This window comes from Novosphingobium profundi (assembly GCF_020524485.1).
Classification (GTDB): domain Bacteria; phylum Pseudomonadota; class Alphaproteobacteria; order Sphingomonadales; family Sphingomonadaceae; genus Novosphingobium; species Novosphingobium profundi_A.
Genome location: NZ_JAIVLF010000003.1, coordinates 604,385 through 617,904, shown reverse-complemented (window position 1 = coordinate 617,904; position 13,520 = coordinate 604,385). Strand labels below are relative to the sequence as shown.

Genomic DNA, 13,520 nt, shown 5'->3' with positions numbered 1-13,520 from the left:
TTTTCCATGACCGATACCGTAGACCTGACCCTCGAGGAGGCCGATGCCCTGGCGCGCGACGTGCTGGAGGCCTGGGGCCTGGCGCCCGATCACGCCGCCGCCGTCGCCGCGACGATGGTGGCGGGTGAGCGCGACGGGTGCACCTCGCATGGCCTCTACCGCTTGCTGGTGGCGGCGGCCTCGGTCGAGAAGGGCGTGGTCACGCCCGACGCCGAGCCGGAGGTGAGCGAGCCTGCCCCCGCGCTGGTGCGGGTGGACGGGAAGGGGGGCTTTGCCCAGCTCCCCTTTGCGCGCGGCTTGCCGCTGCTGGTGGAAAAGGCGCGGGCCAAGGGCGTGGCGGCCATGGCGCTCAACAACGTCGTGCACTTTGCCGCGCTCTGGCCCGAAGTCGAGGCGCTGGCGCGCGAGGGGCTGGTGGCGCTGGCCTTCACCCCCAACCACGCCTGGGTGGCGCCAGCGGGCGGCACCAAGCCGGTCTTCGGGACCAACCCCATCGCGTTTGCCTGGCCCCGGCCGGGGCGCGAGCCCTTTGTCTTCGACTTCGCCACCACCGTCATCGCGCGCGGCGACATCGAACTCCACCGCCGTGCGGGCAAGCCCGTGCCCGCCGACTGGGGCTATGACGCCGAAGGGCGCGAGACGACCGACGCCAAGGCCGTCCTTGACGGAGCCATGCGCACCTTCGGCGGTCACAAGGGTTCCGCGCTCGCGGCCATGGTCGAACTGATCGCAGGGCCCCTGATCGGCGACATGACGAGCGCGCAGTCGCTTGCCAGCGACGCCGGGCGTGGGGGCTCACCGCTGGGCGGGGAACTTCTCATCGCGATCGACCCGGCGGGCTTCCTCGGCGACCGGGTCGAGGAATACCTGGCGCACGGCGAGACCATGTTTGCGGCCATCGAAGGGCAGGGCGCGCGCCTTCCGGGCGCCCGGCGCATCGCCGCGCGCCGCGAAACCATGAAGCACGGCCTGCGCATCCCGGCCGCCTTCCACGCCGAACTTCTCGACCTCCTGCAAAAAGGCAAGACCCATGCAACGACCGGCCCTGCGCGCGCTGCTTCTGGCGGCAACGACACTGGCGATGGCGCCGCTGCCGACTGAGGCCGCCGCGCCTGCAAGCGAGGCCGGGGCGAAAGCTACGTCTGCGGCCGACGGCGCGTTCGAGGCGCTCTACACCAGCGAATGGGAATGGCGCCGCTCCTTGTGGGGCCCGGACGAGGACAACCCGCAGGACACCCCCGCGCTGCCCGATGTCGGGCCTGAGGCGCAGGCAGAAAAGCTGGCGCGCTGGAGCAAGGTCAAGGCAAAGCTCTCCAGGATCGACACCGCCGCGCTTTCGCGTGAGAACCAGATCAACTACGCGGTCTACGCGAACCAGATCGACGCGCTGCTGACCGAGCAGCAGTACCGCGACTACGAAAAGCCCTTCAACGCCGACACCAGCTTCTGGGGCAACCTGGCGGCCCGTGTGCGCGAGCCGGTCAAGGACGAGCCGGGTGCGCGCGCGATGCTGGCCATGCTGCGCGATATCCCGCGCTATTACGACCAGCAGATCGCGAACATGCGCGCCGGCATTGCGCGCGGCTTCACCGCGCCGCGCGTCACGCTGGCCGGGCGCGACGAGGGCATTGCGCAGGTCATCGCGGCGGGCGCGAGCGAGCAGAACGTCTTCTTTGCGCCCTTCGCCGACCTGCCCGACACCATTCCCCAGGCCACGCGCACCCAGATCGAGGCCGACGCGCTGCGCGTGATCAAGGCGGACGTAATCCCCGCCCACGGCAAGCTGCTCGCTTTCCTGCGCAATGAGTACACGCCCGCCGCGCGCACCTCGCTGGGCGCCGACAAGCTGCCCGATGGACGCGCCTACTACCTCTCCAAGATCCGCGAGTTCACGACGCTGGAGAAGACGCCCGAGGAGATACACCAGCTGGGCCTCGCCGAGATGGCCCGGATCCGCGCGCGCATGGACGATGTCATGCGCGAGGTCGGTTTTACGGGCACGCTGGGCGAATTCTTCGAGCACTTGCGCACTGATCCGCAGTTCTATCCGAAGACGCCCGAGGAGCTCCTCTACCGCGCGGCCTGGATCGCCAAGAGCTTTGACGGCAAGGCCTCGCAGTACTTCGGGCGCCTCCCGCGCAGCCGCTTTGCGATCAAGCCGGTGCCCGACGACATCGCGCCGTTCTACACCGGCGGGCGCGGTGGACCGGGGATCTATCTCGTCAACACCTACGACCTGCCCTCGCGCCCGTTCTATTCGCAGGTCGCGCTGACCCTGCACGAGAGCGCGCCGGGCCATGCCTTCCAGATGCCGCTCGCGGCCGAGAACACCGCGCTGCCCGCCTTCCGACGCGACACGTATCTGTCCGCCTATGGCGAGGGCTGGGCGCTTTACTGCGAGGCGCTGGGCGAGGACATGGACATGTACGAGACGCCCTACGACCTGTTCGGGATGCTGAGCTATCAGGCCTGGCGCGCCTCGCGGCTGGTGGTCGATACCGGCATCCACGCCAAGGGCTGGACCCGCGAAGAGGCACAGGACTACCTGCGCAGCAACACCGCGCTTTCCAATCACGAGATCGAGACCGAGGTCGACCGCTACATCTCCTGGCCCGGGCAGGCGCTCAGCTACTACATGGGTGAACTCGCCTTCCTCGACGCGCGCCGTAAGGCGAAGGCGGCGCTGGGCGAGAAGTTCAACATCCGCGCCTTCCACGATGCCGTGCTCGAGATCGGCTCGGTACCGCTTCCGCTCATCGACGCGCGCGTCGACCAGCTCATCGCCGAGGGCGGTGTGGGCCCCTATCCCGACGAGGAATGACACCATGATACGTACCGCTCTTGTGGGCGCGCTCCTGTCGAGCGCGCTGGCGCTGCCCGCTTGCGCGCAGCCGGCGCCTACCACCACCACCACCGCCACCGCGCTCGCCCCGCGCGAACTGCATGTGCCAGGCAACCCGATCCTGGCGGACGGGGACTACTATTCGACCGACCCGGCCCCGTTCGTCGCTGAGGATGCGCTCTGGATCCTCGCCGGGCGCGACATGGCCGAGCCCGAGGTCAACGACTTCATCATGCCCGAATGGCAATTGCTCACCACCAAGGACCCGGCCTCGGGCGACTGGACGCATTACCCGGCCGTCGCGCGCCCGCACGCGGTGTTCGACTGGGCTGAGGAAGGGCGCGCCTACGCCGGGCAGATCGTGCCTGGGGCAGATGGGCGCTACTACTTCTATGCGCCGGTGCTGGAGAAGGATTCCGACGCGAAGGACCGCTTCGCGATCGGCGTGGCCGTGGCCGACAGCCCGACCGGGCCCTGGCGCGACGCGCACCCTGAAGGGCCGATCATCTCGCAGCGCGTGCCGGTCGGCAACGACATCCAGAACATCGACCCCACCGTCCTCATCGACGAGGATGGCAAGGTCTACCTCTACTGGGGCACCTTCGGGCAGGTGCGCGCGATTGAGCTCGAACCCGACATGGTCCACACCAAGGGCCCTGAGCGCGAGATCACGGGGCTCACCGGCTTCTTCGAGGCCCCCTGGATCCTGAAGCGCAAGGGCACCTACTACATGCTCTACGCGGGCAACCGGGCGGGGCCGGATTCCGACTGCACGCCCGCGGTCTACCACGCCTGCATCGGCTATGGCTCGGCGCCGTCGCCCTTCGGGCCCTGGACCTATCGCGGCGTGGTGCTGAAGCCTGTGTCTTCCACCACCTCGCACCCGGGCGCGGTCGAGTTCAAGGGGCAGTGGTACCTCGCCTACCACACCGCCGATGCGCAAGGGGGCGGGCACTTCCGCCGTTCGGTCGCGCTCGACGCGATGGAGTGGGACGACAGTGTCAGCCCGGCGCGCATCCGCGAAGTGGTGCCCACGCGCCGCGAAGGCCCCGCGCCTGTGCCCACGCGCAACGTGGCGGCAGCCGCGACGCCCGGCGCCTCGAACACGCCTGTCCCTGTCCAGTACTGGATCGCCGCGCTCAACGACGGGGTGACCAGGGCGAACCCGCTGCCGCCCGAGATGTGGGGCAGCTGGCGTCCGGACAATCCGCCCGGCCAGTGGATCTCCTATGCCTGGGACACGCCGGTGACGCTGAACGGCGCGCGCCTGTGGTTCTGGAACGACCAGCCCGCCGGTGCCTCCGTGGGCGTGGCACCGCCTGAAAGCTGGCATCTTGAATACTGGGACGCCGCGAGGAAGGGGTGGACGCCGGTCAAGGCCGAGGGACCCTACGGCACGCAGCCGGGCCGTTTCCAGGAGGTCGCCTTCGCGCCTGTCACGACGCGGTGCCTGCGCGCGGTCCTCAAGGCCTCGGGCAAGGGCGCCGAGCACGCAGGCCTCGCCGTGCAGGAGTTCGAAGCGCTCGCTCCCGAAGCCGCGCTGCCACGTCCACGCGCGGCGGACGCCCCGGCGCCGGAGCCCTGCGGCTGATTCTATTTGCCGGACAAATTTTGCCTGAAGGTGGCATGAAGATGGCGGGGCTGGACACACCAGCTCCGCCATTTTTGTTTAAAATCAGGGATTTTAGCGGGTTATGAGATACGCCGGTGCGTGTTTCTCAACCATGACAAATGCCTTGACACATACCAAATATTATAGTTCGTATACGATATATAGGGGTAACAAGAACACTACGGTGAAGGGGAATGAAAATGAGGTTCAGGGGATTTTTGCAGGTCACCAGCGCGATGACGCTGGTCGCCATGGCGTCGGTGCCGATGGTCGCGCAAGCGGCCGCAGCCGATGTCACCGAGGATGCGACCAGCCTGGAAGGCGATGATCCGATCATCGTCAACGGCGTGCGCGGGGCGGTCGAAGAGGCCACCGAGAAGAAGCGCAACTCCAAGCAGATCGTCGACTCGGTCGTGGCCGAGGACGTGGGCAAGCTGCCCGACAACAACGTCGTGGAGGCGCTTGCCCGCGTGACCGGCGTCCAGATCGACCGCGCGCGGGGCCAGGGGCAGAGCGTCACCATTCGCGGTCTTTCCGAGATCCAGACCACGGTCAACGGCAACCAGACGAATCTGGGTGACGGGCGCTCGCTCAACCTCGCCGACATCCCGGCTGAACTCCTCAAGCAGGTCGACGTCTACAAGACCCGCAGCGCCGACCAGGTCGAAGGCGGCATCGCGGGTACCGTCAACGTCGAACTGCGCCGTCCCTTCGATCTGGAAGATGGTTGGACCATCGCGGGCAGCGTGCGCGGGTCCTACGACGACATTTCCGAAAAGGTCAGCCCCTACGGCTCGCTGCTGCTGGCCAACCGCTTCGACACCGGCATCGGCGAGATCGGCTTCCTCGTGAACGCCTCGTGGACGCGCACGATCTACCGCGAGAACTACATCGAAAGCGAATCGCCCTTCGAGCGTGAACTGGCCGATGGCTCCATGGGGGTCATCCCCTACCGCGCCTTCTACGGGCTGGAGAACGGCAACACCAAGCGCCCCTCGATCAACGGCGTGCTGCAGTGGAAGCCCACCGACAACCTCGAACTCGTCTTCGAGGGCGGCTACATCGGCTCGCGCGAGAAGCGTTCGGTCGAGCGCCTCTACGTGCAGGACATGCAGGTCCAGGACCTCAGCAATGTCGTGATGATGGACGATGGGCGCACCATCGCCTCGGCCACGGTGAGCAACGCGAACGGCCTGCCTGCGGGCATCGACACGCAGTACAACTCGTTCCACTCCAATCTCTACACCACCAACTTCGAAGCCAACTGGCACTCGGACCGCGTGACGCTGCACGGCAGCGTCCAGTACAACTGGTCGAACGAGGGCAACTACTTCGTCGAGACGATCCTGCGGCCCGAGAACCTGACCTCGGCCAACGTCGACTTCAATTCGGATATCTACAGCCGCGGCGCGCCCTCGATCGCCTTCAACAACGTCGATCTGACCGATCCGTCGCAGTACGTCGTCGATCGCTTCCAGGACAACCGCGGGGGGTCCAACAACAAGGAATTCGCGGCCCAGGCCGACATGACGATCGAGCTGGGTGACAACGGCTTCCTGCGCACGCTGCAGGTCGGTGGCCGCTTCAACCAGCGCAAGGTCGATCGCTATTACGGCTACCGCGACGGCTTCCCGCGCGTCGATGGCACGTTCGCGCCCTTCGAGACCTTCCCGGGCTTCGGCGATGCCTCGATGATCGGGCCCGATATCGGCGGATCGAGCATGGAATGGCTGCGCATTCCGGGTTCCATCACGCGCGCGAATGTCGCCGAGATCCGCCAGTACATCCAGGAGTACGATCCGGGCAACGCGGAGCGCTTCTCCAGCCTCTACCCGCCGAGCGACCAGGGCCAGACCTTCGAATCGAACGAGAAGAACTTCGCGGCCTACGCGCAGGTCAACTACGGTTTCGAGCTCGCGGGCATTCCCATCGACGGTCTCGCCGGCGCGCGCTTCACCAACACCTGGGGCACCTCCACCAGCTACAACTATCGTCCGGGCAACGAGGACAACGGCTGGCTCGACATCGTCCAGGTCTCACCGGGCAAGGGCAACTACGCCGCGATCCTGCCGACCGCGACCGCGATCCTGCACTTCGACCCGCAGGTCCAGCTGCGCCTGTCGTACAGCACCAACGTGTTCCGCCCCAGCTTCTACGATTCGCGCCCCTTCTACTTCGCCGAGACGCGCTCTTCGCCGCCGATCGTCTTTGCGGGCAACCCCTCGCTCAAGCAGCAGCGTGAGCAGTCGTTCAACGCGAGCGCGGAGTACTACTTCGGGCGCGGCGGGCAGATCTCGCTGGCGGGCTACTACAAGAAGGCGTCGAACTTCCTGTACTATGACCGCAACGATGCAGATGCGACCGAGATGCTCAACTACGGCATCGACCTTGACGATTTCGACTCCGATTTCGGCTATGTCGAGATGCAGCGCAACGCAGGCGATGGCACGTTCATTGGCCTCGAAGGCACGGTGCAGACCTTCTTCGATTTTGCCCCGGGCATCCTTCGCAACTTCGGTGTGAGCCTCAATGCCAGCCACATCTTCAAGGCGCGCATCGAGTATCCGTACCCTGAGGACTTCCCCGGTGCCTTCGATTCGCCCAACACCTCGAAGTGGACCGCGAACGCCGCGCTGTTCTACGACACCCCGCAGTTCAGCGCGCGCGTGGCCTACAACTACCGCTCGTCCTACCGCATGGGCATCTGGAACCAGAATCCGGAGTATTCGCCCTATCAGGACGCGACCCAGCGTCTGGACGCGGCGATCAACTACACGCCGGTGAAGTTCATGACCCTCTCGGTCGAGGCGTCGAACATCCTGGGCAACGACGTGTACCGTTACCACGGCAACCAGGCACTGCTGCCGCTGGGCGTGCGCACGCTGGCCCGCACCATCCAGTCCAGCGTACGCTTCCGTTTCTGATGCGCGCACCGGCCTAGCACCAAACCAGAGGAGGGGCCGCACCGGTTGGAAGGTGCGGCCCCTTTTTTGTCCGGGACGGGCTTTCGCAAGTGCAAAAGACTCGTTGCCAAGCCAAAAGTAATATCGTATACGATATCTCAGCCAACCAAACCCACCCCTGAGGAACAGTTTTCATGTCAATTGATTGGAAGGGCGTTTTCCCGGCCGTTACCACGCAGGTGCGCGAGGATTTGTCGATCGACGTCGCCGATACGCAGCGCGTCGTGGACGATCTCATTCGCGACGGCGTGACGGGTGTCATCGCCCTTGGCACGGTGGGCGAGAACAACTCGCTGGAATTCGACGAGAAGGTCGAGGTCCTGACCGGCATCGTCGAGGCCGTGGCCGGGCGCGTTCCCGTCATCACCGGCGTTTCGGAATACGACGTGCGCCGCGCCTCGCGCTGGGCCCAGCAGGCCGAGAAGATCGGCGCGGACGGCCTCATGCTGCTGCCGCCCATGGTCTACGTGCCCCAGCCGCACGAGCTGGTCGCCCACTTCAAGGGCGTCGCGGACAGCACCGGCCTGCCGATCATGCTCTACAACAACCCGCCTGCCTACCGCACGCAGATCACCGCGCAGGTGCTCGAAGCGCTGGTCGATGTGAAGAACATCGTCGCGGTCAAGGAATCGGCCCCCGACAGCCGCCGTTTCACCGACGTGAAGAACGCCTGCGGCGACCGCTTCGTGCTCTTTGCCGGGCTCGACGACGTGGCGCTCGAAGGTCTGTACCTGGGCGCACAGGGCTGGGTTTCGGGCCTCACCAACGCCTTCCCGCGCGAATCGGTGGAACTGGTCAACGCCTTCCAGCGCGGCGACCACGCCAAGGCGCTGGAGATTTACCGCTGGTTCATGCCGCTCCTCCACCTTGATGCCGAGCATGACCTGGTCCAGTCGATCAAGCTGGCCGAGCAGGTCATGGGCCGTGGTTCGGAGCGTGTCCTGCCCCCGCGCCAGCCGCTCGTCGGTGCGCGCCGCGCCGAGGTGATCGCGATGGTCGAAAAGGCCGCGGCCACGCGGCCCGTGCTCGCCGATCCCGTCGTCGCCTGATACAGGAACCTCGATGCGACACACCTTCTTCTGCATCGATGGTCACACAGCCGGGAACCCCGTCCGCCTTGTCGCGGGCGGGGCTCCGCTGTTGAAAGGGGCCACGATGTCCGAGCGCCGGCAGGATTTCCTGGAGCGCTTCGACTGGATCCGCACCGGGCTGTGCTTCGAGCCGCGCGGCCATGACATGATGTCGGGCGGTTTCCTCTATCCCCCGACCGATCCCGCCAACGACATCGGCATTCTCTTCATCGAGACCTCGGGCTGCCTGCCGATGTGCGGGCACGGGACCATCGGCATCATCACCTTCGGGCTCGAACATGGCCTGATCCAGCCCGCAACGCCGGGCAGCCTGCGTGTGGAGGTCCCCGCCGGGCTCATCGAGATCGCCTACAATGTCGAGGGCGCGAAGGTGACTTCGGTGCGCATCACCAATGTGCCGTCCTATGTCGCCGCGCGCGGTATCGAGATCGACGTGGAAGGGCTGGGGCCGCTCACCGTCGATGTCTCCTACGGGGGCAATTACTATGCCATCGTCGAGCCGCAGGGCGCCTACACGGGCCTTGAGGCGATGAGTGCGAGCCAGATTCTCACCCTCTCGCCGCGCGTGCGCGAAGCGGTGCGCGCCGCGTTCGAGCCGGTCCATCCGCTCGACCCCACGATCCGCGGTGTCAGCCATGTGCTGTGGACCGATGTTCCGCGCGGCGAAGGCGCGGACGGGCGCAACGCGGTGTTCTACGGCGACAAGGCCATCGACCGCAGCCCGTGCGGGACGGGCACGTCCTCGCGCCTGGCCCACCTGGCCGGGCAGGGCAAGCTCCAGGTCGGGGACCGCTTCGTCCATGAGAGCTACATCGGCAGTCAGTTCATCGGACGCGTCGAGAAGGAGATCACGCTGGGCGACACGCCGGCCATCGTGCCCTCGATCGAAGGCTCGGCCATAGCCACCGGGTTCAACACCATCTGGATCGACCGCGAGGACAGGTTCTGGGACGGTTTCCAGGTCACCTGATCCAAGTACGGCGGGGGCGGGGGATGACCTCGCCCCCGCTTCGCGTCTGTAGAGCGGGCCCTGCCGACGGGCCCCACGCACCACGAAAACAACAGGGTTGCCCATCATGTCCGCTGCGTCCCGTTCCCCGCTCCTTGGCCTTGCGCTGGCGCTCTCGGTTGCCGTGCCCGCGCTCGCGAGCGGGCTTCTCGCCGCTCCGGCCCACGCCGAGCCGACCCGCGCCGAAGTCGCGCGTTCGGTGCACCTGCGCGAGGATTGGCAGTATCTGACACGCGGCATCGCCTGGCCCGCCAGCTGGACGCCGGACAGCGCGGCCTTCGCCTACCGCCGCACGGTCGAAGGCGGCTTTGCCTTCGAGACGGTGACGCTGGACGGCCTGACGCGCGCGCCCTCGTTCGACCATGCGCGCCTCGCCGAAGGGCTGGGCCACGTGCTCGGGCACGAGATCGCGCCGCTGCGTCTGCCCTTTACCGAGTTCAGTTTCACCGACGCCGCGCGCCAGACGATCCGCTTCCAAATCGACTACACGCCCTACGAATGTGGCCTTGCCGACTACACCTGCCGCAAGCTGTCCTATCCCGGCCGCCCGCGCGGCTTTGGCGTGGTGCGAGATCTCTCGGTGCCCGCCGACAACACCCCGCGGGTTTCGCCCGATGGTGCGCTTGAGGCGCTGGTCGAGGACAGCAACCTCCTTGTCCGGGCTGCGGACGGAGGCGAGGTGCGCCTGCGCACGGGCACAGGGACTGAAGGTAACTTCTACGATCCCGAGACCATCGCCTGGTCGCCCGACAGCCGCCACCTGATGATCTACCGCGTGCGCCCGGGCTATGCGCGCCAAGTCCTGCGCGTCGAGGCGGCACCTGCGGGACAACTGCAACCGGGCCTGCAGACCCAGCTTTACCCCAAGCCCGGCGATGTGATCGACCAGGAACAGCCCGTCCTTGTCGATGTCCAGACCGGCGCGGTGACCGAGATCGACCCCGCGCTCTTTCCCAACCCCTACGAACTGTCCGCCCCGCGCTGGCGGCGCGATGGTGAGAGCGCCGAGTTCGACTACATGCAGCGCGGCTTCCAGGAAGCCAAAGTGATTGCCGTTGATGCTGCCACGGGCCGCGCGCATGCCGCCGTGACGGAGACAGCGGGCACCTTCGTCTTTGGCGAAAAGCGCTTCGTCCACGACGTCGATGGCCTGGGCAAGGAGCTGATCTGGACCTCCGAGCGCGACGGCAATCGCCATATCTACCTCGTCGATGGGAAGAGCGGGAAGGTGGCCCGCCAGATCACCAGGGGCGACTGGGTCGTGCGCGAGGTCGTCCGGGTGGACGATGCGGCGCGCCGGATCTGGTTTGCCGCGAGTGGCATGACCCCGAACGAGGACCCCTATTTCGTGCATTACTACCGGGTCGATTTCGACGGGCGCAACCTTGTCGCGCTGACGCCCGAGACGGCCAACCACCAGGCCCGCTTCGCGCCCGACATGCGCCATTTCGTCGACACCTATTCGCGCGTCGATGCGCCCGAGGTCACCGTGCTGCGCCGCGCCGAGGATGGCGCAAAGGTGGCCGAGATCGCGCGCGGGGACATCACGCGCCTCACCGACGCGGGTTTCCGGCCCCCGGAAGTCTTCACCGCCAAGGGCCGCGATGGCACGAGTGATATCTGGGGCCTTGTCGTGCGCCCGCGCGACTACGACCCGGCCAAGTCCTACCCTGTCATCGAGAACATCTACGCCGGGCCCCACGACAGCTTCGTGCCCAAGAGCTTCTGGCCCTTTGGCTACCATTCGGGCGGGGACAAGGTGATCGGGATGCAGGCGCTGGCGGACCTGGGTTTCATCGTCGTCCAGATCGACGGCATGGGGACGGCCAACCGCTCCAAGGCGTTCCATGACGTCGCCTGGAAGAACCTGGCCGATTCCGGCTTTCCCGACCGCATCGCCTGGCACCGTGCGCTCGCCGCGCGCGATCCCTCCTACGACATCGCGCGCGTGGGTATCTACGGCGCCTCGGCGGGCGGGCAGAGCACGCTCAACGCGCTCCTTTTCCATGGCGATTTCTACAAGGCCGGCTTTGCGCTGGCGGGCTGCTACGACAACCGCATGGACAAGATCAGCTGGAACGAGCAGTGGCTCGGCTGGCCGGTCGATGCGTCCTACCTTGCCGCCTCGGGCGTGGAGCACGCCGACAAGCTTCGGGGCCGCCTTTTCATGGTGGTGGGCGAGCAGGACAGCAATGTCGATCCGGCCTCGACGATGCAGGTGGTCGATGCGCTCATCAAGGCGGACAAGGACTTCGACCTGCTGGTCGTGCCCGGTGGCGAGCATTCCACCGGCCGTTCGAGCGGCCCCATCGACTACGTGACGCGCCGCCAGTTCGATTTCTTCGTGGACGCGCTGCAGACCCACGGCACCGAGGCTGCCGCGCTCTGATGGGCAAAGAGGGGGCGGGCCGCCCGCCCCCTCGTACGCTCAGGCCGTGACGCGCAGCATTACCACGCCGTGCGCGGGGACTTCGTAGCTTCCCGCAAGGCCCGACGTGACCGCGCCCGACCACAGATCCTCGACTTTCGACACGCTCGCCAGCCCTGCATCGCCCGCGCTCATCGTCGCGGTGATCGGCGCCTCGGCGCGGTTGAAGAGCGCCAGCGCCACCGACCCGTCGGCAAGCGGCTTGGCCCAGACCTCGGTGGTACCCTCGGTGCGCACGGCCTGGCCCTGGATGCCGCGCGTGTCCTGATCGACCGCGATGATGCGGCGGTTGGCGAGGATCGCGAGCATGTCTGCGCTGGTCTCGCGCAGGTCATGGCCCATCATCAGCGGGGCGGCCGACATGGCCCAGAGCGACATGTGTGTGCGGTATTCGTCCGCGCTCATCCCGCCGTTGCCGATTTCCAGCATGTCGGGGTCGTTCCAGCCGTGGGGGCCGGCGTGCTCGGGCTTGCCGTTATGGTCAAAGCCGATTTGCGCCATCGTCTTGTAGTCGTCGGTGATGTCACCGGTCGTGCGCCACAGCTCGCCGCCGACATCGCGGCCCCAGCTGCCGACCTCGAAGCGGCCGTACTCGCACAGCGAGAAGAGGATATCGCGGCCCGTTTCGCGCAGCGCCTTGCCCATTTCGTAGTAGCTGCGCACCACGGTGTCGCGGTCGTTGTAGAACCACTCGCCCGAGCACAGGTCGTACTTGAGGTAATCGAAGCCCCAGTCGGCAAAGGTCTGCGCGTCCTGCTTCACGTGGCCGTAGCTGCCTTCATACCCCGCGCAGGTCTTGGGCCCCTGCGAGGAGTAGATGCCGATCTTGAGGCCGCGCGCGTGGACGTAGTCGGTCAGCGCCTTCATGTCGGGAAACTTGGCGTTGGGCTGCAGCGCGCCGTTGGCATCGCGCGTGCCCTGCCAGCCATCGTCGATGTTGATGTAGGTGTAGCCGGCATCGCGCAGGCCGCTTGTGACCATGGCATCGGCCATCGCGCGCACCGTGGCATCGTCGATGTGCTCGTCGAACTTGTTCCAGCTCGACCAGCCCATCGGCGGGGTGGGGGCGAGCGTGCCGGGGATCGGCGCGCCCATCTCGGGCAGTTCGGTGAACTGGAAGGCGCGTGCCTTCGCGTCCTTCGCGGTGCCCTTGTGGCCGGTCTCGTCGATCTCGCTGAACCAGATCTGGCCGGTGAGCTGGACCTTCCCGTCCGCCATGGCGACGTGCCAGGTGCGGGTCGGGTGGTCCCAGTCGTTGATGTTGGTGGCCTCGAAGGTGAGCGTGCCATCTTCCATGCGCGCGTTTTGCATCGTGACCGGGCCATACCACTGGGTGGTGACTTCGCCCTCGATGGCATCGCCCTTCGAGCGAACCTCCATCATGGTGACGCCGGGGCGGTCGGGGGCCTCGTCGAAGAGCCAGACGCCGTCAAACGGGGTCTTGGCCTGCGCGGCGGGCGCGAAGGGAAGGGCCACGGCGGCAAGCGCGGCGGCAATCACGGCGGAACGTGACACGGGAGGTCTCCTCAGGGTTCGTGGATGGCGGGGCAGGACGCGCGGGGGCGTCCTGCCCGA

Annotated in this window: 8 protein-coding genes; 7 read left to right on the top strand and 1 reads right to left on the bottom strand. The window is 66.7% G+C overall.

Features of this window, described 5'->3' with window-relative positions:
• The first annotated feature begins 6 nt into the window (after positions 1–6).
• The 7 genes from LC060_RS09135 to LC060_RS09105 all read left to right on the top strand — a co-directional run bounded on the left by LC060_RS09135 (position 7) and on the right by LC060_RS09105 (position 11,906).
• Positions 7–1,101, top strand: coding sequence for an Ldh family oxidoreductase (locus LC060_RS09135; RefSeq protein WP_319005413.1), 1,095 nt, complete (start codon positions 7–9; stop codon positions 1,099–1,101).
• Entirely contained in the window at positions 1,031–2,821 is a 1,791-nt protein-coding gene (locus LC060_RS09130) for a DUF885 domain-containing protein (protein WP_226634743.1), read from the top strand. The genes LC060_RS09135 and LC060_RS09130 overlap by 71 nt, the downstream gene beginning before the upstream one ends.
• 4 nt (positions 2,822–2,825) lie before the next feature.
• Positions 2,826–4,433, top strand: coding sequence for a family 43 glycosylhydrolase (locus tag LC060_RS09125; protein ID WP_226634741.1), 1,608 nt, complete (start codon positions 2,826–2,828; stop codon positions 4,431–4,433).
• A gap of 221 nt (positions 4,434–4,654) precedes the next feature.
• Positions 4,655–7,378 carry a TonB-dependent receptor gene (locus LC060_RS09120; protein WP_226634739.1) on the top strand — a complete coding sequence of 908 codons (2,724 nt, stop codon included), beginning with the start codon at positions 4,655–4,657 and terminating at the stop codon, positions 7,376–7,378.
• A gap of 173 nt (positions 7,379–7,551) precedes the next feature.
• On the top strand, positions 7,552–8,466 hold the full coding sequence (locus tag LC060_RS09115) for a dihydrodipicolinate synthase family protein (protein WP_226634737.1): 915 nt from the start codon (positions 7,552–7,554) through the stop codon (positions 8,464–8,466).
• Positions 8,467–8,479: 13 nt separating this feature from the next.
• Positions 8,480–9,478: a 4-hydroxyproline epimerase gene (locus LC060_RS09110; RefSeq protein WP_226634735.1), complete on the top strand. Its 999-nt coding sequence runs from the start codon at positions 8,480–8,482 to the stop codon at positions 9,476–9,478.
• Between the two features lie 106 nt (positions 9,479–9,584).
• Positions 9,585–11,906, top strand: coding sequence for a DPP IV N-terminal domain-containing protein (locus tag LC060_RS09105; RefSeq protein ID WP_226634734.1), 2,322 nt, complete (start codon positions 9,585–9,587; stop codon positions 11,904–11,906).
• Between the two features lie 39 nt (positions 11,907–11,945).
• Here LC060_RS09105 and LC060_RS09100 read toward each other — a convergent pair whose 3' ends face one another.
• Positions 11,946–13,460 (bottom strand): glycoside hydrolase family 27 protein, encoded by a 1,515-nt coding sequence (locus LC060_RS09100; protein ID WP_226634732.1) that lies wholly within the window; start codon positions 13,458–13,460, stop codon positions 11,946–11,948.
• Positions 13,461–13,520: the final 60 nt, after the last annotated feature.